This is a genomic window from Allosediminivita pacifica (assembly GCF_003054175.1).
GTDB classification, from domain to species: domain Bacteria; phylum Pseudomonadota; class Alphaproteobacteria; order Rhodobacterales; family Rhodobacteraceae; genus Allosediminivita; species Allosediminivita pacifica.
Genome location: NZ_QBKN01000028.1, coordinates 1 through 26,418, shown reverse-complemented (window position 1 = coordinate 26,418; position 26,418 = coordinate 1). Strand labels below are relative to the sequence as shown.

The 26,418-nt window shown below is 67.3% G+C and carries 28 protein-coding genes; 18 read left to right on the top strand and 10 right to left on the bottom strand.

Annotation, left to right across the window (positions count from 1 at the left end; translation table 11 throughout):
- Positions 1 to 64: 64 nt before the first annotated feature.
- A complete protein-coding gene (locus C8N44_RS18410) occupies positions 65 to 2,503 on the bottom strand; it encodes a GcvT family protein (RefSeq protein WP_373282726.1) in 2,439 nt (812 codons plus the stop codon).
- A 195-nt stretch (positions 2,504 to 2,698) separates the two neighbouring features.
- On the opposite strand from C8N44_RS18410, the gene betB reads away from it, so the two are divergent.
- The 3 genes from betB (at position 2,699) to C8N44_RS18395 (ending at position 5,725) form a co-directional block, all read left to right on the top strand.
- Complete coding sequence (gene betB / locus C8N44_RS18405; protein WP_107978249.1) at positions 2,699 to 4,156, top strand: betaine-aldehyde dehydrogenase; 1,458 nt, start codon at positions 2,699 to 2,701, stop codon at positions 4,154 to 4,156.
- A 13-nt stretch (positions 4,157 to 4,169) separates the two neighbouring features.
- Positions 4,170 to 4,817, top strand: a complete 648-nt coding sequence (locus C8N44_RS18400; protein WP_107978248.1) for a glutathione S-transferase family protein — start codon at positions 4,170 to 4,172, stop codon at positions 4,815 to 4,817.
- Between the two features lie 92 nt (positions 4,818 to 4,909).
- On the top strand, positions 4,910 to 5,725 hold the full coding sequence (locus C8N44_RS18395) for a sugar phosphate isomerase/epimerase family protein (RefSeq protein WP_107978247.1): 816 nt from the start codon (positions 4,910 to 4,912) through the stop codon (positions 5,723 to 5,725).
- Between the two features lie 4 nt (positions 5,726 to 5,729).
- Here C8N44_RS18395 and C8N44_RS18390 read toward each other — a convergent pair whose 3' ends face one another.
- Complete coding sequence (locus tag C8N44_RS18390) at positions 5,730 to 6,218, bottom strand: hypothetical protein (RefSeq protein ID WP_107978246.1); 489 nt, start codon at positions 6,216 to 6,218, stop codon at positions 5,730 to 5,732.
- The gene (locus C8N44_RS18385; RefSeq protein WP_107978245.1) at positions 6,215 to 6,916 is read right to left on the bottom strand and encodes a hypothetical protein; all 702 of its coding nucleotides are present in this window, start codon (positions 6,914 to 6,916) and stop codon (positions 6,215 to 6,217) included. Before C8N44_RS18385 ends, C8N44_RS18390 begins: the two co-directional genes overlap by 4 nt.
- Here C8N44_RS18385 and C8N44_RS18380 point away from each other — a divergent pair.
- From C8N44_RS18380 to scpC, 4 genes are all read left to right on the top strand, one after another.
- On the top strand, positions 6,915 to 7,733 hold the full coding sequence (locus C8N44_RS18380; RefSeq protein ID WP_107978244.1) for an ABC transporter substrate-binding protein: 819 nt from the start codon (positions 6,915 to 6,917) through the stop codon (positions 7,731 to 7,733). The two genes, C8N44_RS18385 and C8N44_RS18380, sit on opposite strands and share 2 nt — an antisense overlap.
- Before the next feature lie 102 nt (positions 7,734 to 7,835).
- Positions 7,836 to 8,660: an amino acid ABC transporter permease gene (locus C8N44_RS18375; RefSeq protein ID WP_107978243.1), complete on the top strand. Its 825-nt coding sequence runs from the start codon at positions 7,836 to 7,838 to the stop codon at positions 8,658 to 8,660.
- The gene (locus C8N44_RS18370) at positions 8,660 to 9,388 is read left to right on the top strand and encodes an amino acid ABC transporter ATP-binding protein (RefSeq protein WP_107978242.1); all 729 of its coding nucleotides are present in this window, start codon (positions 8,660 to 8,662) and stop codon (positions 9,386 to 9,388) included. The genes C8N44_RS18375 and C8N44_RS18370 overlap by 1 nt, the downstream gene beginning before the upstream one ends.
- A 155-nt stretch (positions 9,389 to 9,543) precedes the next feature.
- Positions 9,544 to 11,052: a succinyl-CoA:acetate CoA-transferase ScpC gene (scpC, locus tag C8N44_RS18365; protein WP_107978241.1), complete on the top strand. Its 1,509-nt coding sequence runs from the start codon at positions 9,544 to 9,546 to the stop codon at positions 11,050 to 11,052.
- A 165-nt stretch (positions 11,053 to 11,217) separates the two neighbouring features.
- Here scpC and C8N44_RS18360 read toward each other — a convergent pair whose 3' ends face one another.
- Positions 11,218 to 11,475, bottom strand: a complete 258-nt coding sequence (locus C8N44_RS18360) for a DUF2312 domain-containing protein (RefSeq protein ID WP_107978240.1) — start codon at positions 11,473 to 11,475, stop codon at positions 11,218 to 11,220.
- A 154-nt stretch (positions 11,476 to 11,629) separates the two neighbouring features.
- On the opposite strand from C8N44_RS18360, the gene C8N44_RS18355 reads away from it, so the two are divergent.
- A complete protein-coding gene (locus C8N44_RS18355) occupies positions 11,630 to 11,845 on the top strand; it encodes a hypothetical protein (protein ID WP_107978239.1) in 216 nt (71 codons plus the stop codon).
- Between the two features lie 48 nt (positions 11,846 to 11,893).
- Here C8N44_RS18355 and C8N44_RS18350 read toward each other — a convergent pair whose 3' ends face one another.
- Complete coding sequence (locus C8N44_RS18350) at positions 11,894 to 12,106, bottom strand: hypothetical protein (protein ID WP_107978238.1); 213 nt, start codon at positions 12,104 to 12,106, stop codon at positions 11,894 to 11,896.
- A gap of 293 nt (positions 12,107 to 12,399) precedes the next feature.
- Here C8N44_RS18350 and C8N44_RS18345 point away from each other — a divergent pair, with 293 nt between their 5' ends.
- The 4 genes from C8N44_RS18345 (at position 12,400) to C8N44_RS18330 (ending at position 14,650) form a co-directional block, all read left to right on the top strand.
- Entirely contained in the window at positions 12,400 to 13,266 is an 867-nt protein-coding gene (locus C8N44_RS18345) for an MBL fold metallo-hydrolase (RefSeq protein ID WP_107978237.1), read from the top strand.
- 85 nt (positions 13,267 to 13,351) lie between these two features.
- Positions 13,352 to 13,777, top strand: a complete 426-nt coding sequence (locus C8N44_RS18340) for a YeeE/YedE family protein (protein ID WP_107978236.1) — start codon at positions 13,352 to 13,354, stop codon at positions 13,775 to 13,777.
- Positions 13,777 to 14,214: a DUF6691 family protein gene (locus C8N44_RS18335; protein WP_107978235.1), complete on the top strand. Its 438-nt coding sequence runs from the start codon at positions 13,777 to 13,779 to the stop codon at positions 14,212 to 14,214. Before C8N44_RS18340 ends, C8N44_RS18335 begins: the two co-directional genes overlap by 1 nt.
- 10 nt (positions 14,215 to 14,224) lie before the next feature.
- Entirely contained in the window at positions 14,225 to 14,650 is a 426-nt protein-coding gene (locus C8N44_RS18330) for a protein tyrosine phosphatase family protein (protein ID WP_107978234.1), read from the top strand.
- Between the two features lie 9 nt (positions 14,651 to 14,659).
- Here C8N44_RS18330 and C8N44_RS18325 read toward each other — a convergent pair whose 3' ends face one another.
- The 5 genes from C8N44_RS18325 to C8N44_RS18305 all read right to left on the bottom strand — a co-directional run bounded on the left by C8N44_RS18325 (position 14,660) and on the right by C8N44_RS18305 (position 20,720).
- Positions 14,660 to 15,868: a flagellar motor switch protein FliM gene (locus C8N44_RS18325; RefSeq protein ID WP_244641122.1), complete on the bottom strand. Its 1,209-nt coding sequence runs from the start codon at positions 15,866 to 15,868 to the stop codon at positions 14,660 to 14,662.
- A gap of 97 nt (positions 15,869 to 15,965) precedes the next feature.
- The gene (locus C8N44_RS18320) at positions 15,966 to 18,647 is read right to left on the bottom strand and encodes a sensor histidine kinase (protein ID WP_107978233.1); all 2,682 of its coding nucleotides are present in this window, start codon (positions 18,645 to 18,647) and stop codon (positions 15,966 to 15,968) included.
- A complete protein-coding gene (locus tag C8N44_RS18315; protein ID WP_107978232.1) occupies positions 18,641 to 18,955 on the bottom strand; it encodes a hypothetical protein in 315 nt (104 codons plus the stop codon). Before C8N44_RS18315 ends, C8N44_RS18320 begins: the two co-directional genes overlap by 7 nt.
- On the bottom strand, positions 18,952 to 19,320 hold the full coding sequence (locus C8N44_RS18310) for a response regulator transcription factor (protein ID WP_107978231.1): 369 nt from the start codon (positions 19,318 to 19,320) through the stop codon (positions 18,952 to 18,954). Before C8N44_RS18310 ends, C8N44_RS18315 begins: the two co-directional genes overlap by 4 nt.
- An 86-nt stretch (positions 19,321 to 19,406) precedes the next feature.
- Positions 19,407 to 20,720, bottom strand: a complete 1,314-nt coding sequence (locus C8N44_RS18305) for a helix-turn-helix domain-containing protein (protein WP_107978230.1) — start codon at positions 20,718 to 20,720, stop codon at positions 19,407 to 19,409.
- 220 nt (positions 20,721 to 20,940) lie between these two features.
- On the opposite strand from C8N44_RS18305, the gene C8N44_RS18300 reads away from it, so the two are divergent.
- The 6 genes from C8N44_RS18300 to C8N44_RS24200 all read left to right on the top strand — a co-directional run.
- Complete coding sequence (locus C8N44_RS18300; RefSeq protein WP_107978229.1) at positions 20,941 to 22,284, top strand: substrate-binding protein; 1,344 nt, start codon at positions 20,941 to 20,943, stop codon at positions 22,282 to 22,284.
- A 117-nt stretch (positions 22,285 to 22,401) separates the two neighbouring features.
- Positions 22,402 to 23,433: a branched-chain amino acid ABC transporter permease gene (locus tag C8N44_RS18295; RefSeq protein WP_107978228.1), complete on the top strand. Its 1,032-nt coding sequence runs from the start codon at positions 22,402 to 22,404 to the stop codon at positions 23,431 to 23,433.
- A 3-nt stretch (positions 23,434 to 23,436) separates the two neighbouring features.
- Complete coding sequence (locus C8N44_RS18290) at positions 23,437 to 24,633, top strand: branched-chain amino acid ABC transporter permease (protein ID WP_107978227.1); 1,197 nt, start codon at positions 23,437 to 23,439, stop codon at positions 24,631 to 24,633.
- 12 nt (positions 24,634 to 24,645) lie between these two features.
- On the top strand, positions 24,646 to 25,401 hold the full coding sequence (locus C8N44_RS18285) for an ABC transporter ATP-binding protein (RefSeq protein WP_107978226.1): 756 nt from the start codon (positions 24,646 to 24,648) through the stop codon (positions 25,399 to 25,401).
- A 24-nt stretch (positions 25,402 to 25,425) separates the two neighbouring features.
- Positions 25,426 to 26,181: an ABC transporter ATP-binding protein gene (locus C8N44_RS18280; protein ID WP_107978225.1), complete on the top strand. Its 756-nt coding sequence runs from the start codon at positions 25,426 to 25,428 to the stop codon at positions 26,179 to 26,181.
- Positions 26,182 to 26,284: 103 nt separating this feature from the next.
- Positions 26,285 to 26,418: acetyl-coenzyme A synthetase N-terminal domain-containing protein (locus tag C8N44_RS24200; RefSeq protein ID WP_146178872.1), on the top strand; the 134-nt coding region annotated here is incomplete at its 3' end.

The window sequence follows — 26,418 nt, the reverse complement described above, 5'->3', positions numbered from 1 at the left end:
CGGCCTTATTTATGCCTCAATTCCACGATCGCCCTCTTGGCGTGAAATGCGGAATCCGGGTCTTTCAGTCGCGCATGCGATCGCCTTTCGGGTCGAAAAACGGCTTGATCGACGCGACTGCGGGAACCCGCGTCCCCGTCACGTCGATCTCGTATCGCGAGGCCAGCACCTGCTCGGCGCTCTCTCCCTCGCAAGGCACATAGGCCATGCCGACGGCGGCCCCGAGGTGGTGCCCATAGGCCCCCGAGGTGAGGTAGCCGACGATCTCGCCGTCGCGCAGGAGCGGCTCGTGGTGGTAGAGCAGCGGCTCTGGATCGGTAAGACGGAACTGCACCAGCCGTTTGCGCAGCGCCCCTCGCCTCTCTGCGACGGCGCGTTCCCCGATGAATCCGGTCTTGGTCTTCGACACGGCAAAACCCAGCCCCGCCTCCAGCACGTGATCCTCGCAGGTGATGTCGTGGCCGAAATGGCGGAACCCCTTTTCCAGCCGCGCGCAATCCATCATGTGCAGCCCGCAGAGCGTCAGGCCAAGGTCCGCGCCCGCCTGCTCGAGCACCTCGAAGACATGCGCGGCCATGTCGGCACTGACGTAGATCTCCCAGCCGAGCTCACCCACGTAGGACACCCGGTGCGCGCGGGCGAGGCCCATGCCGATCTCCACCTCGCGTGCCGTTCCAAAGGGGAAACCCGCGGTAGAGAAGTCGTCGGGTGACACGCGCGACAGCAGCTCCCGCGACCGCGGCCCCATGACGGCGAGCACCGCCTCGCCCGAGGTCACGTCCGTGACCACGCAGCGCGCTTCGCCCATGTGCGCCCTGATCCACATGGCATCGGCCCGCACGGTCGCCGCCGGGGTAACGACAAGGTAGCAGGTCTCGGACAGGCGCGTGACGGTCACGTCCGCCTCGATCCCGCCCGCCTCGTTCAGGAACTGGGTGTAGACGATCTTGCCCACGGCCACGTCCATCTGCGCACCGCAGACGTGGTTCATCACCGCGCTCGCGTCTGCCCCCTCGACCCGCAGCTTGCCGAAGCTCGACATATCATAGAGGCCAACGCCCTCGCGCACGGCGCGCAGCTCGTCGCCCACGTTGTCGAAGAAGGTCTGCCGTTTCCACGAATAGGCGTATTCCGCCGCCTGCCCCGGCTTCGCGAACCAGTTCGCGCGCTCCCAGCCCGCGAACTCGCCAAAGACCGCGCTGCGATCGGCGAGGTGCGCATGCAGCGGCGACCGGCGCACGCCCCGCGCCGTGGCCTTCTGCCGATAGGGATAGTGGTCGGCGTAAAGCAGCCCCAGCGTCTCGGTCGCGCGTTCGGCAAGGTAGCGACCATTGTTCTGGAAGGGCATCATCCGCGCGATGTCCACGTCGCCCAGATCGAAGGGCTTGCGCCCCGTAGTCATCCATTCAGCCAACGCCTTGCCCGCGCCGCCCGCCGACTGGATGCCGATGGAGTTGAAGCCCGCCGCCACCCAGACGTTGTCGATCTCGGGCACAAGGCCAAGGTGATAGGCGTCATCCGGCGTAAAGCTCTCGGGCCCGTTGAAGAAGGTGTGGATGCCGGTCTCGGCCAGAACGGGCACGCGGTTCACGGCATCCATCAGGATCGGCTCGAAATGGTCCACGTCGTCGGGCAGCTGGTCGAACTCGAAATCCTCGGGGATGCCACCCAGCGCCCAGGGCTTGGCCACCGGCTCGAAGGCCCCCAACAGGATCTTCCCGGCATCCTCCTTGTAATAGGCGCACTCATCCGGCACCCGCAGCACCGGCAGCGCGCCAAGGTCGGGGATGTTCTCGGTCAGCATGTAGAAATGCTCGCAGGCTTGAAGCGGCACGTTCACACCCGCCATCTTCCCCACCTCGCGCGCCCACATGCCCGCGCAGTTCACCACCAGTCCGCAGTCCACGTGGCCGGTGCTGCCGTCCTCGGCCTGCCAGTCGACGCCCGTCACGCGCCGCCCCTCGCGGGCCACGCCCGTCACTTTCACGCCCTCGCAGATCAGCGCGCCGCCATCGCGCGCGCCGCGCGCCAGTGCCAAGGCGATGTTGGCCGGGTCGCCCTGCCCGTCCTTGGGCAACCAGACACCGCTTTGCACGCCCTCGGTATTCAGGTGGGGGTATTTCTCCGCGACCTCCGCCGGGCTGATTTCCTCGACCTCCACGCCAAAGGCGCGCGCCATGGCAGCCTGCCGCCGGATTTCCTCCTGCCGTGCCTCGGTCAGCGCCACGGTGATCGACCCGGTGTGCCGAAAGCCAGTGGCGATACCGGTCTCGGCCTCGAGCCGCGCGTAGAGCTCCTGCGAATACCGCGCGAGCCGGGTCATGTTCTTGCTGGCCCGAAGCTGCGCGATCAGACCCGCCGCGTGCCAGGTGGTGCCCGAGGTCAGCCGCTTGCGTTCCAGCAGCACGACCTCGTCCCAGCCCTCCTGCACGAGGTGATAGGCGACCGAGCAGCCGATCACACCGCCTCCGATGATGACGGCACGGGCCTGCGAGGGGGGCATGGGCATGGCGGAACTCCTTTCCTGCGAGCGCACGATCCGAGCATTGCATCCGCGCTTTCACCGCGGCCAGTGGGGCAGTCCAGAATACCGCGAGAAATGAGCCTTCTGGTCTCATTGGCGGCCCGACGACGAATCCAGATTGACCCGAAGGCCCCCGCTTCCTATCCCGCCGGAAACCAAGCAGAGGTGACCCGAATGCCCTATGCCACGCAGCCCGAAGCCAGCCACTACGTCGCCGGTGCCTACATCGAAGACAGCGCGGGCGACGCGCTGCCGGTGATCTATCCCGCCACGGGCGAGGTGATCGCCAACCTTCATGCCGCCACGCAGGAGGTGATCGACCGCGCGCTCGACGCCGCGACCGAGGCGCAGAAGGAATGGGCCAAGCTGTCGCCCCGCGAACGCGGCCGCGTGCTGACCCGCGCTGCCCAGATCCTGCGCGAACGCAACCACGACATGTCCGTGCTGGAAACCTACGACACCGGCAAGCCGCTGCAGGAAACGCTCGTGGCGGACGCCACCAGCGCCGCCGACGCGCTGGAATACTTCGGCGGCATCGCCAATGGGCTGACCGGCGAACACATCCCGCTGGGCGAGGACTGGGCCTACACCATCCGCGAACCGCTGGGTGTCTGCGTCGGCATCGGCGCCTGGAACTACCCCACGCAGATCGCCGCCTGGAAGGCCGCCCCGGCGCTGGCCTGCGGCAACGCCATGGTCTTCAAACCCTCCGAGGTCACGCCGCTCTGCGCGCTGAAGCTGGCCGAGATCCTGGAAGAAGCCGGCGCCCCCAAGGGCCTCTTCAACGTCGTGCAGGGCTACGGCGCGGTGGGCCATGCGCTCATCACCGATCCCCGCGTGGCCAAGGTCTCGCTCACCGGCTCGGTGCCCACGGGCCGCAAGGTCTACTCCACCGCGGCCGAGCAGATGAAGCACGTCACCATGGAGCTTGGCGGCAAGTCGCCGCTGGTCATCTTCGACGATGCCGACCTCGACAATGCCGTGGGCGGCGCGATCCTCGCCAACTTCTATTCCTCCGGCCAGATCTGCTCCAACGGCACCCGCGTCTTCGTGCAGAAGGGCATCAAGGAGGCCTTCCTGAAGCGCCTCTCCGAACGCCTGTCGCAGGCAATCATCGGCGACCCCATGGACGAAGAGACGAACTTCGGCCCCATGGTCAGCGAACGCCAGATGGAGATCGTGAAGGGCTACCTTGCCAAGGGCCTGGCCGAGGGCGCGCGCCTTATCACCGGCGGCGACCAGGTGGACCGGCCCGGCTACTACCTGACGCCCGCCATCTTCGCCGATGTCACCGACGACATGACCATCGCCCGCGAGGAAATCTTCGGCCCGGTCATGGCGGTGCTCGATTTCGAGGAAGAGGATGAGGTCATCGCCCGCGCCAACGACACCGAATTCGGCCTCTCCGCCGGGGTCTTCACCCGCGACATCAGCCGTGCCCACCGCGTCATCGGCCAGCTTCGCGCGGGCACTTGCTTCGTGAACTCCTACAACGACGCGCCCGTCGAGATGCCCTTCGGCGGCGTGAAGATGTCCGGCGTGGGTCGCGAGAACGCCAAGGCCGCAATCGAGCATTACAGTCAGCTCAAATCCGTCTATGTACGCATGGGGGACGTCGAAGCCCCGTTCTGACGCGGGAAAAGACATGATCACCATCTACGGGCGCGCCACCTCGTCCAACGTCCAGCTCGTGATGTGGCTGGTGGGTGAACTCGGGCTGAAGCACCGGCGCCTGGACTATGGGCACGATCACGGCGGGCTCGACGATCCCAAGTTCGCCGAGATGACGCCGCATCGGCTGATCCCGGTGATCAAGGAGGGCAAGACGGTCGTCTGGGAAAGCGCGGCCATCAACCGCTACATCGCCGCCCGCCACGGCGCGGGCGGCCCCTTCTGGCCCGAGGACCCTGCCCAGCGCGCGCAGTCCGACATGTGGGCCGAATGGGGCAAGACCACCTTCCTGCCGGCCTTCACCGGGCCGATCTTCTGGCGGCAGGTCCGCACCCCCGCGGCCGAGCGCGACCAGGCCGCCCTGCTCGAGGCGATCGACCGCTTCGAGGGGCTGCTCGAGGTCATCGCCAAACCGCTCGCCGACAGCCCCTACATGGCGGGCGAAGAACCCGGCCTTGCCGATCTCACCCTCGGCCACGTCTTCTACCGCTGGTTCGACATGGAGATCGAACGCCGGAAGAACTCGGTGATCGAGGACTACTATCAGCGCCTTGCGGATCGCCCCGCCTATCGCAAACACGTCATGGTCGACTACACCCCCCTTCGCGCCGAGGAGGTCTGAGCCGGGATTTCACCCAGATGTCACCCGCCTGACATCGGTGCGTCGCAGATCGGGGAACACACCTGCGGACATCAGCCCGAAGGAACTCCCCCATGACCCCGCTTCGCATCGGCGCCTGCCTGATGACAGGTGACATCGCCGACCACCGCGACTGGCTCTTCGACGACGACCGCGACATCGAAATCCAGGACTTCATCGACCCCGCCGCCCTGCTCGGCGACTGGCGCGAGCACGCCGAGCGGACGCGCAAGGCCCTCGACGGCCACAAGGGCCGCCGCGGCATCCACGGCCCCTTCCTCGGGCTCGACATGGACACGCCCGACCCCGAGATCGCACCCCTTGTGACGGCGCGCTTCGTGACCGCGATCGAGGCCGCCGCCACCCTGGGCGCCCGGCAGATGGTGCTGCATTCGCCGTTCACGCCCTGGGACCGCGCCAACATGCCGAACCACCCCGGCACTGCCGAAAGCCACCGCGCCCGCATCCACGACACCATGCGCCCGGTGGTCGACAAGGCCGCGCAGGAAGGCGTGACGCTGGTGATCGAGAACATCTTCGATCCCGATCCGGCCACCCGCCGCGCGCTGGTCGAAAGCTTTGCCTCGGAGGCCATCGCGCTCTCGGTGGACACGGGCCACGCGCATCTCGCGCACCACACCTCGGGTGCGCCGCCGGTGGACTATTTCCTGCGTGACGCGGGCGAAAAGCTCGCGCATGTGCACATCCAGGACCTCGACGGCTACGCCGACCGCCACTGGCCCCCGGGCGAGGGCACGATCCTCTGGCCCTCGGTCTTCAAGGCGCTGGCGGATTGCCCCGCACAGCCGCATCTCGTCCTGGAGATGCGGCATGCAAGCGACATCCCCAGGGGCTTCGCCCATCTGCGCGATCTCGGCCTCGCCTGCTGAGCGCTCAGGCCGACAGCAGCCCGCCCAGCGCCGCGATGGCCAGCGGCACGGGCCAGCTGACCGCCACCCGCAGCAGCACCGCCCGCTTTCCCAGCAGCGGCGACTCGTAGGCGAGGATCTTGGTCAGCGAAAAGAGCGACCACGACGAGACGTAGGACAGCACCGCCACCGGGGCGGCCCCGGCCTTGAGCGCCGCCGCCCCGATGGCAAAGCTGACGAAGGCCCCGCCCGGCGTCAGCGGCCCCATCCCCGCCGCCAGCAGCGCGCCCGTGACGCGCGCATCCGCCCCGAAAAGCACCTCCACATGCTCCCGCGGCAGCAGTTCGGCAAAGAAGCCCGCGCCCAGCAGCGCCACGACCATCCGCGGCGCGGTGAACCGGACCATCTCCCAGGTCGAGAGCCAGGCCGCCCGGCGCCATTCGGAATTGGGCAGACCCAGGTACAGCCAGACCGCCACACCGCCGATCAGCAGGGTTCCGATCAGGATGTTCATGCCGTCTGCCTCCGCACCAGCACGCGCACGCCCCAGCCGATCAGCAGCGGGAAGGGCAGGCTTGCCAGCACCCGCAGCGCCACAAGATCATGCGGCAGGAAGGACAGCTCCCAGATCAGCAGCCGGTTGAGGCTCAAAAGGCTCCAGCCCGACACGAAGGCGATCACCGCCCCAAGGTCGGCACCCGCCGCGGCAAACCCTGCTGCCAGCGAAAAGGTGATCATCGGCCCGCCGGGGATGGCCGCCCCGGCGACACTGCCCAGCACCAGCCCGCGCCAGCCGCTTTCGCCGCCGATCCAGGCGGCCACCCGGTCGCGCGGCAACACCATGGGCAGTGTCCCGGCAATGAAGAGACCCGCAGCGATCTTGGGCGACAGCACCGCGATGAAGGCCCCCGTCTCCAGCACGATCTCCCAGGCCCGCCCCGCGCCGAAGCGCCAGGCGACACCCAGGCCGCTCGCCAGCGTGAAGGCCGCAAGGAACAGCAGGCCGCCGTCGACGATCTTCTTGGGCTTCGGCTCGGGCGGCCGGGCGGCGGGCTCTTCCTTCACGACAAACGACATCCACGCGTACTGGGCAACGCGGCAGGTATAGGCGCGCCCGTCCGGAGCCTCAAGCGAGGCCGCCTTGCCTCTGGACAAGCGCGCGCCCGGGCGCAACGCTGGCGGCGAAAAGACGACCACAGGGACACATGCCATGAACCGCCTCCTTCCCGTCGCGCTTGCCTGTCTCGCCGCAGGCCCCGCACTCGCCCAGAACGACTGCGCCGCAGGCCACACGATTTCCGAGGGCACGCTCACCATCGCCACCGGCAATCCCGCCTACAGCCCCTGGGTGCTGAACGACGACCCCGCCTCGGGGGAGGGGTTCGAGGCCGCCGTCGCCTATGCCGTCGCCGCCGAGATGGGCTTCGCGCCCGACCAGGTGAGCTGGGTCCGCACCTCCTTCGACCAGGCCATCCAGCCCGGCGCCAAGGATTTCGACCTCAACATGCAACAGTTCTCCATCACGCCCGAGCGCGACCGCATGGTGGACTTCTCCGAGCCCTACTACAGCTCGGCCATGGCGGTCCTCACCCGCGCCTCCGTGGTCGAGGCCGAGGATCTCAGCCCCGACCTCGACAGCCTGAAAGGCCTGCTCTGGGGAGCTGATGCCAACACGACCGCCCTGCCCGTGCTCATGGCGCTGATCTCGCCCGAACGCGACCCGCGCCTCTACGGCGACAACACCGACGTGACCGCCGCCATGAAGGCGGGTCAGATCGACGCCGCCCTCTTCGACCTGCCCACCGCGCTCTACCTCGCCGCGGTGGCCCTCGACGACGGCGTGATCCTCGGCCAGTTCCCGTCCGAGCGCAGCGAGAACCCCGACCGCTTCGGCATGCTCATGCCCGAGGGAAGCGCGCTGAAACCCTGCGTCGACGCCGCCATCACCACCCTGCGCGAGAATGGCACCCTCGCCGAGCTCGAGGTCAAATGGCTGCAGGACGCGACCGGGGTGCCGGTCATCGACTGACCTCGCCGCTTCTTCTTGGCCCAAATACTCCCGGGGGAGTCCCGAAGGGACGGGGGCAGAGCCCCCTCCCTGCCCGCACGCCACCACAACTGCCAGGCCTGAATGCGACACACCTCCCAAACCCGCCGCGAGATCTTCGAGACCCGGCAGCGCCGCCGCGCCAACCTGCTCGCCGCCGGCTCCACTGCCGCCGTCCTTCTGGCGCTCGTCCTGCTCGTGCCACGCGCCCCCGGCTGGGACGCGGTGCAGCGCGCCTTCTTCGACGGGCAGATCTTCCTCGACACCCTCCCCGGGCTGGCGCGCGCCTTCGTGCTGGACGTGGCCATCTTCGCCTGGTGCGCGCCGCTCATCGCCCTTCTCGGTCTTGCCGCCGCCATCGCCCGCGGCATCCGTCGCCCAGCGCTCACACCCCTGCGCCTCGCCGCCATCGCCTATATCGACATCTTCCGCGGCTTGCCGGTGATCCTCGTGATCTACCTCGTGGGCTTCGGCATCCCCGGCCTCGGCCTGCCGCGGCCTTGGAACTCACCCTACCTATGGGGCAGCGTGGCACTGGTGCTGGTCTACTCCGCCTACGTGGCCGAGGTGATCCGCTCGGGCATCGAGTCGATCCACGAATGCCAGCGCGCCGCAGCCCTCTCGCTGGGTCTCTCCGAAGCCCACGTCATGCGCGACGTGATCCTGCCACAGGCCGTGCGCCGCGTGGTGCCCGCCAACATGAACCTGCTCATCGCCCTGCAGAAGGACGTGGCGCTGCTGAGCTTCATTGGCCCGGTCGAGATCTTCCGCCAGGCCGGCGTCTACAAGTCGCTGCTTGCCAACTTCACTCCCTACGTGGGCGCCGCGCTGATCTTCCTCGCCGTCACGATCCCCGCCACGCGCTACGCTGACCACCTGCTCGCCCGCCAGCAAAGGGCGCGCAGCTGATGGGGCTCCTCGACCTTCAGGGCGTCACGAAAAGCTTCGGCGACACCCCCGTCATCCGCGGCATCGACCTCGCCATCGACGAGGGCAGCCTCACCTGCCTGATCGGAGCCTCGGGCTCGGGAAAGTCTACGCTGCTGCGCATCATGAACCTTCTGGAACCTATCGACGAGGGTGCGGTGCTGCTCGACGGGCAGGACATCTCGCAACCGGGCCTCGACCCGCAGCCCATCCGCCAGCGCATCGGCATCGTCTTCCAGTCCTACAACCTCTTCCCGCACATGACCGCGGCGGAGAACGTCATGCTCGCGCCCCGTCGCATCAAACACCTCTCCCGCGCCGAGCTGCAGGCCCCCGTTACCGCGCTCTTCGACCGCTTCGGCCTGACCGACCGCATGGATCGCTACCCCGACCAGCTCTCGGGCGGTCAGCAGCAGCGCGTCGCCATCCTGCGCGCGCTCGCCATGCAGCCGCAGATCATGCTCTTCGACGAGATCACCAGTGCCCTCGACCCCGAACTCGTGGGCGAGGTGCTCGACGTGCTGCGCCAGCTGCGCGACGACGGCATGACCATGGTACTCGCCACGCACGAGATGGGCTTTGCCCGCGCCCTGGCCGACCGGGTCTGCTTCCTCGACCAAGGCCGCATCGCCGAGGAAGGCCGGCCGGCGCAAGTCTTCGGCAACCCGCGCCACGAGCGCACCCGCGCTTTCCTGCACCGCGTGCTCTGACGCGACATCCCATCTGCCGGGACAGGGCATGCATGTTGTGCATACCGGACCCCCGGCGCGCATATCTCTGCCTTTCAGACCCTTTCGGGTTTGAACGAGAGGGCATTTTGCAGCAAGCCTCGGCGCGAAACGTGCCAGTCAGACCGGAGCCCCCCATGTCCCGCATCGCAAACAAAAGCTTCCGCGCCAAGATCGTGGACGCCGAAACGGCCGCGAGCTTCATCCACCATGGCGACACCATCGGCATGAGCGGCTTCACCGGCTCGGGCTACCCCAAGGCCGTGCCTGGCGCGCTCGCCGCCCGGATCGAAGCCGGGCACGCCGCGGGCGATCCCTTCAAGGTCCGGGTCTGGAGCGGCGCCTCCACCGGCCCCGAGCTAGACGGCGCGCTGGCCAAGGCCGACGGCATCGAGTTCCGCATGCCCTACAACTCCGATCCCATCGCCCGACAGAAGATCAACGCGGGCGAGATGGACTACTTCGACATGCACCTCAGCCAGGTGGCACCCATGGCCTGGGAGGGCTTTCTCGGCCCCCTCGACACCGCGGTGATCGAAATCTCGGGCATCACGCCCGAGGGCGACCTCATCCCCTCCTCCTCGGTCGGCAACAACAAGACCTGGCTCGACATCGCCGACAAGGTCATCCTCGAGGTCAACGCCTGGCAGACCCCCATGCTCGACGGCATGCACGACATCTACTACGGCACAGCCCTGCCGCCGAACCGCGTGCCGATCCCGCTGCTGAAATCCGACGACCGCATCGGCCAGCCGCATTTCCGCGTCGATCCCGACAAGGTGGTCGCCGTCGTGGAAACCGAGGCACCGGACCGCAACGCGCCCTTCAGCCCGCCCGATGCCACCGCCGAGGCCATCGCCGGCCACATCCTCGAGTTCCTGAAGTGGGAGGCCCGCCGCGCCGGCCTGCCGCCGAGCCTCCTGCCCCTGCAGTCGGGCGTCGGCAACGTGCCCAACGCCGTCATGGCGGGTCTCATCGCCGCCCCCTTCGAGCAGATGACCGCCTTCACCGAGGTGATCCAGGACGGCATGCTCGACATGATCGAAAGCGGCACGCTGCGCATGGCCTCGGCCACCGCCTTCTCGCTCTCACCCGATCGCGCGGCCTTCTTCAACGACAACGCCGAACGCTACCGCGACAAGCTGATCCTGCGCCCGCAGGACATCTCCAACAACCCCGAGCTCGTCCGCCGTCTCGGCTGCATCGCCATGAACGGCCTGATCGAGGCCGACATCTACGGCAACGTGAACTCCACCCACATCATGGGCAGCAAGATCCAGAACGGCATCGGCGGCTCGGGCGATTTCGCCCGCAACGGCTATCTCTCGATCTTCATGACCCCGTCGACCGCCAAGGGCGGCGCCATCTCGGCCATCGTGCCGCAGGTCAGCCACGTGGACCACATCAGCCAGGACGTGCAGGTGATCGTCACCGAACAGGGCCTCGCCGACCTGCGCGGTCTGCCCCCGCGCAAGCGCGCCGACCTCATCGTCGAGAACTGCGCGCACCCCGCCTACCGTCCCATGCTGCAGGACTACCGCGCCCGCGCCGCCAGTGCCTCCTTCGGCCGCCACGCTCCCTCGATCCCCGGCGAGGCGCTCTCCTGGCACCAGCGCTTCATGGACACCGGCGACATGAAGGCCTGACCGGGGCCGCACCGCGTCGCGCGCGTCGCTTCTTCTTGGCACAAATATTCCGGGGGAGTCGCGGCACAGCCGCGACGGGGGCAGAGCCCCCTCACCGGGAGCAACAAGACCCAACGAAAAAGGGGCCGCGCGGCCCCTTTCCTCGTTCCGGTCTGTCGGCCCCGCTCAGGACATGCCCAGCGCGCTCATGTAGAGATCGAGCACGGCTTCCTGCTCGGCCAGCTTGTCGGGGTCCTGCTTGCGCCGTTTCAGTATGGAACGGATCGCCGCCGTATCGTAGCCCTCGCCCTTGATCTCGGCGAAGACCTCCTTGATCTGGTCGGCCACTTCCTGCTTCTCTTCCTCGAGCCGTTCGACACGCTCGACAAAAGAGCGCAGGCGTTCGGCGCCGACGGCGTCGTTCGACGTTTCCTGGGGGTCCATCGCGTGCTCCTCGATCCTCGCGCCCGCATGCCTCGGGCGCTCCTTGTGTGCCTGGATGCGGTTGAGTAGCGCCCCGCCCGCCGCCCATCAAGGGGTTGCGGCGCCGCCCCCGCTCGGCTACCGCCCCCGGGAACGCCGCAAGAGGAAACCCCGCATGGAATGGCTGATCTGGATCGGTGCCGTGCTGTCCGTCCTGGGACTGGCCGGCCTGCTTTGGTCTATCGCGAAAGTCTGGGGGGCGCGTCGCGCGCAGCTCGACGACGAGGCCCTGCGCGCCGTCCTCAAGCGCATGATGCCCGTGAACATGGGCGCCCTCATGCTCTCCACGCTCGGTCTCATGCTGGTCATCGTCGGAATCTTCCTGGCCTGACCGGCCGGGGCCGGTCAGGCGATTGTCTTGCCGGCAACAAAGCGCCGGTCAGATCGGCATGTTGTCGAACCGGTCCTCGACGCTGTCGTCCTCGTAGTCGCGCAGGGTGTCGCGCGCCCAGGCGGGCGGGCGCTGCCCCTTCGCGCTGAGCATGTCGACCATCTGCTCCAGCCGCGTGATGAGAACCGCACGCTTGCCGGCGTCGGCGGCTTCGATCTCTGTCCGAAGCGTCTCGATCCTGTCGAATAGTCTTTCGGTCATGGCGTCCTCCCATTGCCGTAGTGAACGCGGTACGGGTGCCACCGCGACTGTATTCCCCCTTGAGAGCGGCAAATCGCCAGCCCGGCCTCCCAACCGGACCTCGTGTCGCCAAGACTGCCCGCGGGGTGCGAGTCGCACAAGACCCGATCCGGGAAAAGGAATCGGCCTGCCGCGAACCCTATGAAAAAAAGACTAGCGCAAACGCGCTCAGACCTCCTTGCGGCAGGTCAAATCCGGGACTTGAAACATATTCTTTTTTTGTTATATGAATCCTGAAACCAGAGGACACCGCCATGAATGCACCGCAGGTCACAGCCTTTTTCGACGAAGCCACCAACACCGTCTCCTACGTCGTGCGCGATCCCGCGGGCGCGGCCTGCGCCGTCGTCGACAGCGTGCTCGACTTCGACTACGCCTCGGGCCGCACCGACACCCGCTCGGCCGACGCCATAGTCGCCTTCGTCCGCGACAACGGGCTCGAGGTGCAGTGGCTGCTGGAAACCCACGTCCACGCCGACCACCTGAGCGCGGCGCCGTATCTTCAGGAACGCCTCGGCGGCAAGATCGGCATCGGAGACCGCATCCGCATCGTCCAGGACACCTTCGGCAAGGTCTTCAACGAAGGCACCGAGTTCCAGCGCGACGGCTCGCAGTTCGACAAGCTCTTCGAGGAGGGCGACAGCTTCCACATCGGCCAGCTCCGCGGCGACGTGCTGCACACGCCAGGGCACACGCCCGCCTGCCTCACCTACGTCATCGGGGACGCCGCCTTCGTCGGCGACACGCTCTTCATGCCCGATTTCGGCACCGCGCGCTGCGACTTCCCCGGTGGCTCGTCCGAGACCATGTACGGCTCGATCCAGAAGATCCTCGCCCTGCCGGACGAGACCCGCATCTTCGTCGGCCACGATTACAAGGCGCCGGGCCGCGATGACTATGCCTGGGAGACGACTGTGGGTGAGCAGAAGGCGCAGAACGTCCACGTGGGCGGCGGCCGCTCGCAGGAGGACTTCGTGAAGATGCGCGATACCCGCGACGCCTCGCTCGCCATGCCGCGGCTCATCATCCCCTCGCTGCAGGTGAACATGCGCGCGGGCCAGATGCCGCCTGCCGACGAAAAGGGCGACGTCTTCCTCAAGGTCCCCGTCAACAAGCTCTGACCGCAAGACACTCATTCACGCACGGAACGCGGCGCGCATCCTCTCGGGATGCGGACTGGGCCCGAACGGACAAGGAAACGCAAGAATGCCAATGGATTGGATCTGGGGTCTGATCGGCGGGCTGCTGATCGGCACGGGCGGGGCGATCTACCTGCTGGGCAACGGGCGCATCATGGGCGCCTCCGGCATCATCGGCGGGCTAATCGACGGCTCGGGCCGCAGCACGGCGGGCGAGCGCCTGATCTTTCTCGCCGGGGTCGTGTTGCTGCCGGTGCTGCTCATGCCCTTCTACGGCGTGGTCGACACCCACATCACCGACAACTGGCCCGTCCTGGCCATCGCCGGCATGCTCGTCGGCACCGGCACGCGGCTCGCCAATGGCTGTACCTCGGGCCACGGCGTCTGCGGCATGTCGCGGCTTTCGGTCCGCGGCTTCGTCGCCACGGGCTGCTACATCCTCGCCGGCGGCATCGGCGTCCTGGTCTTCCGTCACCTCCTGGGGGTCATCTGATGCTCCGCCTCATCATCGCGCTCCTCTCCGGCAGCTTCTTCGGGGCCGGTCTCTTCATCTCGGGCATGACCGACACCGCAAAGGTGCAGGGCTGGCTCGACGTCTTCGGCAACTGGGACCCGACGCTCGCCTTCGTCATGGGCGGCGCCATGATCCCCATAGGGCTCGCCTGGGCGCTGAGCCGCCGCCACGTGACCGCCCTCACCGGTCAGCCACTGCCCCCGCCGCCCTCGCGCGAGATCGACACCAAGCTGATCCTCGGCTCGGTGCTCTTCGGGATCGGATGGGGGCTGGTCGGGCTCTGCCCCGGCCCCGCCATCGCCTCGCTCACCTATGGCGGCCCGGGGCTCTATATTTTCGTCGCAGCGATGCTCGGAGGCATGTTGATGGCCCCCGCAGCACGCAGGCAACTGGACAGGGCGGTCCCCGCTGAATAACCGTAACGACATGGATATTCGCCAGATCACCCCCCGCTATTCCGTATCGCCCCAGATCTCCGTGGAGGACGTGCCCGCGATCAAGGCCGCCGGCATCACCACGGTGATCTGCAACCGACCAGACGCGGAAGTGCCACCGAGCCATCAGGCCGAGGCACTGCGCAAGGCGGTCGAGGCCGAGGGCCTCACCTTCAAGGTGCTGCCCCTGACCCACCAGACCATGACGCCCGACAACGTCGCGGCCCAGAACGACATGGTGACCGAGGCCCCGGGACCCGTGCTCGCCTACTGCGCCTCGGGCACCCGCTGCACCGTCATCTGGGCACTGTCGCAGGCCCGCGAGATGCCGGTCGATGACATCCTCGCCACCGCTCAGAAGGCCGGCTACGACCTCTCCGGCATGCGCCCCACGCTCGAGGCTGCAGGCGGGCGCTAGGCTCGCAGGTTACGAGTCGTCGGAGTCTTCGAAGTCGAAATCCATCGACCCGCCCGCGAAGTCTCCGAGGTCGGGGAGTTCCTCCCCGCCCTCACCCTCGCCCGCGGCATCCACCGACGAGAAGTCGAAATCCCCGCCGCCGTCGAAATCGAGCGACGGCAGGTCGGGAAGCTCCTCGGGTTCGTCCCCGCCGAAGCCGCCGAAATCGGGCGTTTCCTCGGCCTCGAAACCGCTGTCCATGCCACCTCCGAAATCGAAGTCGCCGCCCAATTCCTCCGGCGCCGACAGTGCGGCAAGCCCACCCGCGGCATCCTCCGCCTCGAACCCCTCGCCATCGAGCAGATCACCGGGCCCTTCGCCCCCGCCCGCCATCTCGGGCCAGGTCAGGCGCACCGCGCGCATCCCATTGAGCTGCCCCAGCCTGCCACGCGCCACGATCTTGCCCTCGCCAGCCAGCAGCTCGACCCCGTCGAGCACCTCGGGCGGCAGCGGGATCAGCTCGCCCGGCTTCAGCCCGCGGACCTTGCGCAGGGGAATGCGCACCCGCGCCAGCACCGCGTCCAGCTTCGCCGGCAGCAACTTCACCCGCTTCTCGTAGGGGCCAAGCGCATCGGGCGCACCAAAGCTGCTGCTGCGCAGGTCGCGCTCGGGGAAGATGATCTGCATCTCGCCCCGCCGCCGCCCGAGCGCGAGATCCATGGACACGCGGAACAGCCGATAGCTCGACGCATCGAGCAGCAGGCTGGCACCGCGCGAATCCTCGATCATGGCGCCGAAACGGTAGCCGTCGAGCTGCGGACAGATCGGGTGCCCCTCGAGATTCTCGACAAGCCGCCCCAGCGTGCCGTCGATCAGCGGCGCCATCATGGCGGCGTCTGTGGGCGTCAGCGGACGATTCTCGATCGGAATCTGGGTGACCTGCTGGATCGTCTGCACCTCGATCAGGCCGGTCATCAGTTCCCGGTCGATCGAGACCAGGCCCACGGCCCCATCGGGCCCGTCGAGCAGCAGCAGCAGCTCGCCGGGGCGGAGCGCCTCGATCACGCCGTCCTGGTCCAGCATCTCCTGCGTGACGCCCTGCGTGACCAATGCCAGGTCCCACAGCAGGTCGGCTGTACGCGAAAGCGCCCGTCGCAAAGCTTTTGCAGGCGACATCGCACGGGCCTCGTAGGCCCGGCGGGCCGCCTGGGCCTTCTGACCCAGAACGTCCTGTCGCATCGCTTCTGTCATGAAACCGAATTGCCCGTCATGCACCGCCTCTTCGACCGGTTATGGAGGCGATTTGGTTAAGGCGGGCTTTAGCCTTGCCGGGAATTCACCGGGCCGCCATGGCGATATCGAGCGGCAGCTCGATCCGGAAAGCCGCGCCGGCCTCGTCCGCCAGGTAGCTGATCTCGCCCCCGAGCCGGGTCACGATCTGGCGCGAGATCGCCAGCCCGAGCCCTGCCCCGCCGGCCTCGCGGTCGCTTACGCGGGCGAACTTCTCGAAGATCACGTCGCGCGCTTCCGCCGCGATTCCCGACCCGTTGTCGATGAAATCCACTGTCAGCCGCCCGCCGGCCTGCCCCACGCGAATGCGCAGCTCCGGAACAGGCGCATCGCAATACTTCCGCGCATTCGAGACAAGGTTGATGAAAACCTGTGCCAGCCGGTCGAGGTCGGTCGAGATCCAGACGCGCTCGGCCGCCGGATCGCGCAGAATCCGCAGCGCCTGCCCGTCTTCGTCCGACCGCGCGCTCGCGATTGCCCGGTCCAGAAGCTCCGAAAGCAAACCGCTGCGCACGTTGAGGCTGACCTGCCCGTTCTCCAGCACGCTCAGGTCCAGCAGGTCGTCGAGCAGCCGCGTCAGGCGCAGCGCCTCGTCGTGGATGATCGAGGCATACTTGCTCGCAGCCTCCGCGCTCAGCCCCTCGCCATCCCTCAGGATCTCGGAAAACGCCCGGATCGAGGTCATGGGCGTGCGCAGCTCGTGGCTGATCTGCGACAGGAAGGCATCCTTCTGCACCGAGAGCCGGGTCAGCTTGTCGTTGGCGCTGCGCAGCTGTGCCGCGGTCCTTGCAAGCTCCTTGCTCTGCGCCTCGAGGCGGGCGGAATACTCCATCATCTGCGCCGTCTCGTCGGCCACGGCCATCAGATCCTCGACCGAGACCGACATCCCGCCCACGATCTGGCCCACCATGGCATGCGCCGTCGCCGCCCCGACCGAGCCCGAGAGCTTCCGCTCGAGCGTCTCGAGGAAGTCGGGGCTGGGATCGGGCAGGTTGCCCTCCAAGCCCTGCCGCCGCGCCTCGGCGGCAAAAAGCGCCTGCGCCTCGCCCGCGCCAAGAATGCGCTGCGTCATGATCATCAGGTCCTCGACCTCTGCCGGTCCGCCGCTCCAGCTTCGGGTCGGGCCGGGCGTCAGCTCGATGCTCACGAACTGCGCCCCCTGAAGACGCTCCAGCGGCGAGGGGAAGCTCACCAGCGAGGCCGCGAAGAAGGTCACCGCATTCAGCGCGATGCTCCACATCAGCGCGTGCATCAGCGGGTCGAGCCCCTCCAGCCCGAAAAGCGCGTGCGGCCGCAGCCAGCCCAGCCCGAACAGCCCGGCATCGAAGACGGCGCGCGGCAGGATCACCCCCTCGCCGAAGCTCGGCAGGAACAAGGTGTAGAGCCACAGAACGAAGCCCACGGTCAGCCCGGCCAGCGCGCCGACATGTGTCGCCCCACGCCAGAACAGCCCGCCCAGCATCGCCGGCAGCACTTGCGAGATCCCCACAAAGGACACCAGCCCGATGGTCGCCAGCGCCGCGCCGCCGCCCGATGTCCTGTAGTAGAGATAACCGAGCAACAGCACGCCGATGATCGACAGCCGCCGTGACAGCATCACCACGTCGCGCACATCCCCCGACACGCTTGCCCCCGGACCACGGGTGCGCAGCCAGAGCGGCATGACGATGTGGTTCGAAACCATGGTCGACACGGCGATGGCCGCCACGATCACCATCGAGGTGGCCGAGCTGAACCCACCCAGGAAGGACAGCACCGCCAGCGCGTCCTGCCCCTGCGACAGCGGCACGGTCAGCACGAAAAGGTCGGGGTTCGCTCCCGCGGGCAGCAGCTCCAACCCCGCCACCGCGATCGGCACGATGAAGAGGCTCATGAGCATGAGGTAGAGCGGAAAGGCCCAGGACGCGACGCGCAGCTGCGCGTCGCTGTCGTTCTCGACCACCATGACCTGGAACATGCGGGGCAGGCACAGAAGCGCCATTCCCGACAGCAGCGTGAGCCCAACCCAGCGGCCGCCGTCCATGCGCACCTGCCCCAGCTCCGATGCGTCGATCCGCTCCAGCGTGCCGCCGATTCCGCCCATGACACCCCAGGTGACGAAGACACCGACCGCCAGCAGCGCGGTCAGCTTCACCACCGATTCCACCGCGATCGCCATGACCACGCCGTGGTGCCGCTCGTTCGCGTCGAGGTTCCGGGTGCCGAAGATCACCGTGAAAAGCGCAAGCCCCATGGCCACGTAGAGCGCCGTGGCATCCCCGGCCTCGCGCGCCTCGCCGGGGTGGGCAAAGACCCCCACGCTCAGCGTCACGGACTGAAGCTGCAGGGCGATGTAGGGCGTCGTACCCACCAGCGCGAGGATCGTGACCCCCACGCCCAGCAGGTTCGACTTGCCGTAGCGCGACGAGATCAGGTCCGCGACCGAGGTGATCCGCTGGCTGCGCCCGACCAGCACCAGCTTGCGAAGCACCCACCACCAGCCGATCATGACAAGGCTCGGGCCCAGGTAGATGGTCAGGTACTCGAACCCCGTGCGCACGGCAGACCCGACAGCGCCATAAAAGGTCCAGGCGGTGCAGTAGATCGACAGCGACAGCGTATAGACCAGCGGCGCCCGCAGCCACCGGCCCCGCCCCCGCCGCGCGGCCCGCTCGGCGACGAAGGCCACGCCGAAGAGCAGCCCCACGTAGGCCAGCGCGAAGGCCGCGAGCGTGTTGAGCGTCACCACGGCGGGCGCTCCTCCTCGGCTCTCGTCTCGGGATCGACCTCGCGCGCGCTCCCGGCACTCCGGCCCAACGTGATGGCAAAGACCGCCGCCGCCAGGATCAGCAGGACCCAGATCGCGAAGATGTAGATCCCGGCGCCCGAGGCGCTGACCGTCCGACCGCCGATCCCCCAGAGCAGCGGCACGAGCCAGAGCATCAGCCCCAGCACCGGCAGCAGGCGGGCGGCGTCGATCAGGCGGCGGCGGCGGTAGCTGCGGCGCTCCAGAAACAGCGGAGGCCGCGTCCGGCGCGGGCCGCCGGTGTCGCTCATGCCTCCGACAACGCCCTGACGGCGTCCAGCACCTCGGCGTTGGAGAAGGGCTTGGTCATGAAGCGGCTCACGCCCGCGCGCTCGGCCTGCTCGCGGTCCTTGCTCTGGCCGCGGGCGGTCAGCATCAGGATCGGCAGGGCCGACATCTCGGGGTCGTCCCGCAGGTCGCGCAGGATGTCGAAGCCCGACCGCCCCGGCAGCATGGCATCCAGGATCAGCACGTCCGGGCCGGTCCGGCGCACGTGTTCTACGGCATCACTGCCCTGCGAATGGGTATCCACGCGCCACCCCTCCCGCGACAGGATGAAGCTGATCGCCTCGATGATATTCGGTTCGTCCTCGATAAGCAGCACATGGCCGTTCATCCCTCTCCCCCCATTGTCCGCGCCCTGCCGTTTCGCCGGTTCGTGTCATACGGACATGACTTTTATGGCCAATCCCTTCCGGCCTGTCAAAAGCGTGATGGCCCGGCGCCACCGAGGATCGACGGCTCGCGGCGTGCCGGGCAGTCCTGGCGCGGGCAGATGCGGCAATCGACGCCCACTTCCTGCGGTGCATCCGCTGTCGGCGGCTCGGGCGGGATGGGCCGGATCAGCATGTGCGCCTGCCACACCGGATCGCGACCGCGCCCCGGCCCGTCGCGCGGCACCGCCACTGCATCGGCCCAGAGCGTCGGCGCCCGCCCCGGCTGCGCCAGCGGGGCAGAGACCACCACCATGGGGCGCGCCAGTGCCCGGTAAAGCGGCCAGAGTGGACAGGCCGCCCCGAAGCGCGGCATCGGGAAATCCGGCAAAGGACGGCGGAAGATCAGGACGCCAGAGGCATCGCAGATCGCGAGCCCCAGCCGGTCGGCCATGACCTCGCGCGGCAGTGCCGCCAGCCGTCGCATCACCAGCGCCGGATCGGCGCCCAGTACCTCGGACAGCGCTGCCGGGTCTGGGCCCTGCGCCTCCATCTCCGTCACCAGGCGCGCCATCGGAAGCGCCGCCACATCGGCGGCATAGCGGCGGCACCAGTCCTCCAGCAGTGCCCGCGCCGTGACCGACAGTCCCTCGCCAAGCGCGGCCGCCACTTCCTCCGGCGCGCCGCCCGCCTCGAGTTGCGGCAGATGGTGGTCCACCGCGTCGAGCGCCGCATCCACCTCTTCCTGCGGTGCGCCGGTTTCGGCCGCCGCATCGCCGCTCGCCTCGAGGTAGGCCACCAGCCCCCGGCTCGCCTCGGCTAGCCGCGTGCTGTCCTCGCGGATGTTGCGGTGGAACCGCTCGCGCCACTCGCGGTCGAGATCCCCCGGCTCGGCCAGGATCGAAGCGCTCGACCGGATCGAGGTCACGGTCGAAATCATCTCGTGCAGCGAAGCGGCAAGATGCGGATCGTGCGCCATGCGGTCGGTCAGTGTCTCGACGCTGCGCTCCAGCGCGGCGATGCGCCCGTGGGCCTCGGCCAGCAACCGCGCCCAGCCGGGAAACCGCCCGGCGAACTCGTCCGCGCGGTCCGTCTCGGCCCCCGCCTTGGGTCGGTCGGAGGCCGCTTCGCGCAGGGTGGCGATCAGGGTAGCCTCGGCGCCCTCTGTCAGAAGTGCGGGCTCGACCCCGAGGATGCCGGCGATATCGAGCAGCAGCTTTCCGCCGATTCTCCGACGATTGTGCTCAATAAGGTTGAGATACGAAGCAGAGATTCCCGCAGAGCGTGCAAGATCGGCCTGCTTCATGCCCGTCATGGTGCGCCGCTCGCGGATTCTCGAGCCTGTCAGCGTGTCACGCGGCACCCGGCATTTCCCTTCCCGTTCAAGACCTTTCTGCGCCGCGACATAAAGTCATTGACCACATCCCGGCGAGACTTGTTCAGTCTTTGACAAAAAAATCATGCGTGTAAAGGGAGTTGTTGCCAGCTTTTCTATACACCGCCCATACTGACTTTGCACGATGGTGCATCTGGTCCCGACGAAGAGGAGCGTGGGGACCGCCTTACACCAAGGGAGGAATTCCATGACCAAGAGCAATCTGACGCGTCGTGGCGTACTGCGCAGCGGGGCCATCGCCGGCGCCGCGCTCGGTGTGCCCACCTATCTTCGCGCACAGGAAAGCGGTTTCACCAACGCCCCGGGCGACTCCAGCGTCACGCTGGGCTTCAACGTTCCCCAGACCGGCCCCTATGCCGACGAGGGCGCCGACGAACTGCGCGCCTACGAACTCGCCGTCGAACACCTGAACGGCGGCGGCGACGGCGGCATGCTGCCCACCTTCAGCTCGCAGGAGCTCGACGGCTCGGGCATCCTCGGCCGCAAGGTCGAATACGTCACCGGCGACACGCAGACGAAATCCGACGCCGCCCGCGCCTCCGCCCGCTCGATGATCGAGAAGGACGGCGCCATCATGATCACCGGCGGCTCCTCCTCGGGCGTGGCCGTGGCCGTGCAGGCGCTTTGCCAGGAAGCCGGCGTGATCTTCATGTCCGGCCTCACCCACTCCAACGACACCACCGGCAAGGACAAGCGGGCCAACGGCTTCCGCCACTTCTTCAACTCCTACATGTCGGGCGCGGCGCTCGCGCCGGTGCTGCAGAACGCCTACGGCACCGACCGCAAGGCCTATCACCTGACCGCCGACTACAATTGGGGCTACACCACCGAGGAAGCCATCCGCTCCTCGACCGAGGCCATGGGCTGGGAAACCGTCGCCGCGGTGAAGACCCCGCTGACCCAGACCGACTTCTCCTCCTACATCGCCCCGGTGCTCCAGTCCGGCGCCGACGTGCTGGTTCTGAACCACTACGGCGGCAACATGGTGAACTCGCTCACCAACGCGGTGCAGTTCGGACTGCGCGAAGCCACCGCCAACGGCAAGCAGTTCGAGATCGTCGTGCCGCTCTACTCGCGCCTGATGGCACGCGGTGCGGGCGAGAACGTGAAGGGTATCTTCGGCTCTACAAACTGGCACTGGTCGCTGCAGGACGAGGGCAGCCAGGCCTTCGTCAAGAGCTTCGGCACCAAGTACGGCTTCCCGCCATCGCAGGCCGCGCACACCTGCTACGTGCAGACCCTGCTCTACGCGGACGCCGTGCAGCGCGCGGGCAGCTTCGCGCCCTGCGCCGTGGCCGAGGCGCTCGAAGGTTTCGAGTTCGACGGTCTCGGCAACGGGCCGACGCTCTACCGCGCCGAGGACCACCAGTGCTTCAAGGACGTGCTCGTGGTGCGCGGGAAGGAAAACCCGACCTCGGAATTCGACCTTCTGGAGATCGTCGAGGTCACTCCGGCAGACCAGGTCACCTACGCGCCCGATCACCCGCAGTTCGCGGGCGGCGCACTGGGCGACTGCAACAACGGCGCCTGACCCCCAATCGGGTGCCGGGGGCGGGGCCATGTGCCCTGCCCCAACTGCCATCTCCTCCGACAAGCCCGCTTGCGGGCCTTGCTCTTTTCCTTCCATCCGACCGCAAGGGGTAGGATCATGGATGCTATCATCCTCCAAATCCTGAACGGGCTCGACAAGGGCTCGGCCTACGCGCTGATCGCGCTCGGGCTCACTCTCATCTTCGGGACGCTGGGCGTGGTGAACTTCGCGCACGGCGCGCTTTTCATGATCGGCGCCTTCTGCGCCGTCACGCTGTCGCGCATCCTGACCTTCAGCCACACGATCATCGACGAAAGCCGGACCGACTTTCTCGGCAATCCGCTCAAGGTGCAGGTGCCCTACGTGCAGGACTTCTTCGGAGAAGCCGCCGGGGCCACCATCATTGACTGGGCCGTGCCGCTGTCGATCCTTTTCGCGATCCCGGTGATGATCCTCGTCGGCGTCGTGATGGAACGCGGCCTCATCAAGCACTTCTACAAGCGCCCCCACGCCGACCAGATCCTCGTGACCTTCGGCCTCGCCATCGTGCTGCAGGAGATCATCAAGTACTTCTTCGGCGCCAACCCGATCCCGACGCCCGCGCCCGACGCCTTCCGCGGCAGCTTCGACTTCGGCGTCCTGCTGGGCTTCGAGGCCAACCAGATCATCTACCCCTACTGGCGGCTCGTCTACTTCGCCTTCGCCGCCGTCATCATCGGCGGGGTCTTCGCCTTCCTGCAGTTCACCACCTTCGGGATGGTCGTCCGCGCCGGCATGGCCGACCGCGAGACGGTACAGCTACTGGGCATCAACATCGACAAGCGCTTCACCATCATGTTCGGTGTGGCCGCCGCGGTCGCGGGCCTTGCGGGCGTCATGTACGTGCCCATCAACCCGCCCAACTACCACATGGGCATGGACTTCCTCGTCCTGAGCTTCGTCGTGGTCGTGGTCGGCGGCATGGGCAGCCTGCCCGGCGCCGTCCTGGCGGGCTTCCTGCTCGGCATCCTCGAAAGCTTCGCCTCGATGAAAGAGGTCATCGACCTCGTTCCCGGCATCAACCAGATCATCATCTACCTGGTCGCCATCCTCATTCTGCTGACACGTCCGCGTGGCCTCATGGGCCGCAAGGGCGTGATGGAGGACTGATCCATGCTCGGTCTTGGTAAAAAAGACACCACCCTTCTGCTGATCGTCGCGGCCCTGGTCGTCTTCGCGCCCTTCATCCTGAACCCCTTCCCCGGCGGCTCCGGCATGGCGCAGTTCAACGCGGGCTATCCCGACCTGATGCAGCGCTTCGTGATCTTCGGGATCTTCGCCATCGGCTTCAACATCCTGTTCGGGCTGACCGGCTACCTCTCCTTTGGGCACGCCGCGTTCCTCGGGGTGGGCAGCTACTCGGCCGTCTGGATGTTCAAGCTGCTGAGCATGAACGTCCTGCCCGCGATCCTGCTGGCAGTGGTCTTCTCGGGCCTCTTCGCGCTGCTGATCGGCTACATCTCGCTGCGCCGCTCGGGGATCTACTTCTCGATCCTGACGCTTGCCTTCGCGCAGATGTGCTACGCGCTGGCCTACTCGGTCCTCACCCCCATCACCGGCGGCGAAACGGGCCTGCAGCTCGCGCAGGACGACCCGCGCATCCTCGACGCGGCGCGCGACAGCGGCAACCTGCCGGTGCCCGGGCTCTTCGGGCTCGAGATGCGCAGCACCGCCGACCTCGTGCTCGGCGACTGGGTCTTCACCTTCTCGGCGGGCTACTACTTCTGCGCGGTGGTGATGCTGATCTCCTTCTACATGGCGATCCGCATCTTCCGCTCGCCCTTCGGGATGATGCTTCGGGCGATCAAGTCGAACCAGCACCGGCTCAACTACACCGGCCTCAACGCCCGCCCCTACACGCTCGCGGCCTTCGTGATCTCGGGCATGTACGCAGGGCTTGCCGGGGGCCTCATGGCCTCGATGGACCCGCTCGCCGGGGCCGAGCGCATGTTCTGGACCGCCTCGGGCGAGGTCGTCCTCATGACCATCCTCGGCGGCGTCGGCACGCTCATCGGCCCCGTCCTCGGCGCCGGACTGATCAAGTACATGGAAAACATCCTGTCCAAGATCAACGGCGACATCCTGCACAGCTGGTTCGCCTTCCTGCCCGACGGGCTCGAGGATTTCATCGTCACCATCGTCTATCCCTTCATCGGCAAGGGCTGGCACCTGACGCTCGGCCTCATGTTCATGGCCGTGGTGATCTTCCTGCCCGGTGGCCTCGTCGAGGCGGGCCAGCGCATCGCCCGCGCCGTTCGCGGCCGCCGGAGCGACGACCGCAAGTCCGCCACCACCGAACCCGCCGAGTAAAGGAGCGCATCCATGGGCATTCTCGAAGTCAAGGACGTCAACAAGCGCTTCGGCGGCCTCAAGGCCCTGAGCGACGTGAACCTCTCGGTGAAGGAAAACACCGTGCACGCCATCATCGGGCCGAACGGAGCGGGCAAGTCCACCCTGCTCAACTGCCTGGTGGGCAAGCTCATCCCCGACACCGGCTCGGTCATGTTCGACGGCCAGTCGGTGCTGGGCCGCAAGCCCTACCAGATCAACCAGATGGGCATCTCGCGCGTGTTCCAGACGCCCGAGATCTTCGGCGATCTCACCGTCATGGAAAACGTCATGATCCCGCTGCTGGCCAAGCGCGACGGCGCCTTCCGCCTGCACGCCTTCGAAAGCGTCGAGGACGAGACCGACCTGCGCCACGAGGCCGAGACCATGCTTGAAGAGGTCAAGATGCTCGACAAGCGCAACATGCACACGGCCTCGATGTCGCGCGGTGACAAGCGGCGGCTCGAGATGGCCATGTGCCTGATCCAGAAGCCCAAGCTATTGCTGCTCGACGAACCCACCGCCGGCATGGCGCGCGCCGACACCAACAACACCATCGACCTGCTCAAGGAGATCCGGGAAAAGCGCAGCATCACCATGTGCATCATCGAGCACGACATGCACGTGGTCTTCTCGCTCGCCGACCGGATCACCGTGCTCGCCCAGGGCACGCCTCTGGTCGAGGACGAGCCGCAGAAGATCAAGGGTCACCCAAAGGTGAAGGAAGCCTACCTCGGCGAAGCCGCCTGAGGCGGGCAAGACAAGGATCACGACATGAACGTCCGTCCCGATTTCTCCAAGAACGCCAACATGGCGGAAACCGCCCCGGCCTTCCTCTCCGTGTGGGACATGCACTCCTACTACGGCGAAAGCTACATCATCCAGGGCATCTCCTTTAACGTCCACGAGGGCGAGATCCTCGCCCTGCTGGGCCGCAACGGCGCGGGCAAGACCACCACGCTGCGCTCCATCGCCCGCATCGGCGTGCCCGAGGTCCAGAAGGGCGAGATCTGGCTCGACCACCAGCCGCTCCACCGCATGTCCTCGCACCAGGCGGCCTGCGCGGGTCTCGGCCTCGTGCCCGAGGATCGCCGCATCATCCCCGGCCTCACGGTCGAGGAGAACCTCAAGCTCGCCCAGATCACGCCGCCCATCGGCTGGTCCATCGAACGGCTCTACGAACTCTTCCCCCGCCTCGGCGAACGCCGCAACCAGGAGGGCGTGACCCTCTCGGGCGGCGAGCAGCAGATGCTCTCGATCGCCCGGGCGCTGGCGCGTGACATCAAGGTGCTGCTGCTCGACGAACCCTACGAGGGCCTCGCCCCCGTGATCGTGGACGAGATCGAGAAGACGCTCCGCCACATCAAGGAACAGGGCATGACGACGATTCTCGTCGAACAGAACGCCGTGCGCGCCCTGCAGCTCGCCGACCGCGCGATCATCCTCGACACCGGCTCCATCGTCTACGACGGCACCGCCGCCGAGGTGCTCGAGAACGAGCAGCTGCGCGCCGAATATCTCGCGATTTGATCCTTCTTCGCGGCCGCCGTGTGCGGCCGCGGACTTGAAATCGGGGGCGGTGAGGTCTCTCTTGTAGGAGAAGCGCCACCTTGGGCGTCAGGAGGAGGACAAGATGAAAGATACATTCGCACCGTCCGACGAGATTGTTCGCAACGCGCATGTGGATGCGGCGCGGTACGAGGAGCTTTACAAGCAGTCGGTCGAGGATCCCGAGGGGTTCTGGGGCGAGCAGGCCAAGCGGCTCGA

Excerpts from the sequence above, each read along its gene's own strand:
- C8N44_RS18410 (WP_373282726.1), bottom strand. The coding sequence starts at position 2,503 with ATGCCCCCCTCGCAGGCCCGTGCCGTCATCATCGGAGGCGGTGTGATC.
- betB (WP_107978249.1), top strand. The coding sequence starts at position 2,699 with ATGCCCTATGCCACGCAGCCCGAAGCCAGCCACTACGTCGCCGGTGCC.
- C8N44_RS18400 (WP_107978248.1), top strand. The coding sequence starts at position 4,170 with ATGATCACCATCTACGGGCGCGCCACCTCGTCCAACGTCCAGCTCGTG.
- C8N44_RS18395 (WP_107978247.1), top strand. The coding sequence starts at position 4,910 with ATGACCCCGCTTCGCATCGGCGCCTGCCTGATGACAGGTGACATCGCC.
- C8N44_RS18390 (WP_107978246.1), bottom strand. The coding sequence starts at position 6,218 with ATGAACATCCTGATCGGAACCCTGCTGATCGGCGGTGTGGCGGTCTGG.
- C8N44_RS18380 (WP_107978244.1), top strand. The coding sequence starts at position 6,915 with ATGAACCGCCTCCTTCCCGTCGCGCTTGCCTGTCTCGCCGCAGGCCCC.
- C8N44_RS18385 (WP_107978245.1), bottom strand. The coding sequence starts at position 6,916 with ATGGCATGTGTCCCTGTGGTCGTCTTTTCGCCGCCAGCGTTGCGCCCG.
- C8N44_RS18375 (WP_107978243.1), top strand. The coding sequence starts at position 7,836 with ATGCGACACACCTCCCAAACCCGCCGCGAGATCTTCGAGACCCGGCAG.
- C8N44_RS18370 (WP_107978242.1), top strand. The coding sequence starts at position 8,660 with ATGGGGCTCCTCGACCTTCAGGGCGTCACGAAAAGCTTCGGCGACACC.
- scpC (WP_107978241.1), top strand. The coding sequence starts at position 9,544 with ATGTCCCGCATCGCAAACAAAAGCTTCCGCGCCAAGATCGTGGACGCC.
- C8N44_RS18360 (WP_107978240.1), bottom strand. The coding sequence starts at position 11,475 with ATGGACCCCCAGGAAACGTCGAACGACGCCGTCGGCGCCGAACGCCTG.
- C8N44_RS18355 (WP_107978239.1), top strand. The coding sequence starts at position 11,630 with ATGGAATGGCTGATCTGGATCGGTGCCGTGCTGTCCGTCCTGGGACTG.
- C8N44_RS18350 (WP_107978238.1), bottom strand. The coding sequence starts at position 12,106 with ATGACCGAAAGACTATTCGACAGGATCGAGACGCTTCGGACAGAGATC.
- C8N44_RS18345 (WP_107978237.1), top strand. The coding sequence starts at position 12,400 with ATGAATGCACCGCAGGTCACAGCCTTTTTCGACGAAGCCACCAACACC.
- C8N44_RS18340 (WP_107978236.1), top strand. The coding sequence starts at position 13,352 with ATGCCAATGGATTGGATCTGGGGTCTGATCGGCGGGCTGCTGATCGGC.
- C8N44_RS18335 (WP_107978235.1), top strand. The coding sequence starts at position 13,777 with ATGCTCCGCCTCATCATCGCGCTCCTCTCCGGCAGCTTCTTCGGGGCC.
- C8N44_RS18330 (WP_107978234.1), top strand. The coding sequence starts at position 14,225 with ATGGATATTCGCCAGATCACCCCCCGCTATTCCGTATCGCCCCAGATC.
- C8N44_RS18325 (WP_244641122.1), bottom strand. The coding sequence starts at position 15,868 with ATGCGACAGGACGTTCTGGGTCAGAAGGCCCAGGCGGCCCGCCGGGCC.
- C8N44_RS18315 (WP_107978232.1), bottom strand. The coding sequence starts at position 18,955 with ATGAGCGACACCGGCGGCCCGCGCCGGACGCGGCCTCCGCTGTTTCTG.
- C8N44_RS18310 (WP_107978231.1), bottom strand. The coding sequence starts at position 19,320 with ATGAACGGCCATGTGCTGCTTATCGAGGACGAACCGAATATCATCGAG.
- C8N44_RS18300 (WP_107978229.1), top strand. The coding sequence starts at position 20,941 with ATGACCAAGAGCAATCTGACGCGTCGTGGCGTACTGCGCAGCGGGGCC.
- C8N44_RS18295 (WP_107978228.1), top strand. The coding sequence starts at position 22,402 with ATGGATGCTATCATCCTCCAAATCCTGAACGGGCTCGACAAGGGCTCG.
- C8N44_RS18290 (WP_107978227.1), top strand. The coding sequence starts at position 23,437 with ATGCTCGGTCTTGGTAAAAAAGACACCACCCTTCTGCTGATCGTCGCG.
- C8N44_RS18285 (WP_107978226.1), top strand. The coding sequence starts at position 24,646 with ATGGGCATTCTCGAAGTCAAGGACGTCAACAAGCGCTTCGGCGGCCTC.
- C8N44_RS18280 (WP_107978225.1), top strand. The coding sequence starts at position 25,426 with ATGAACGTCCGTCCCGATTTCTCCAAGAACGCCAACATGGCGGAAACC.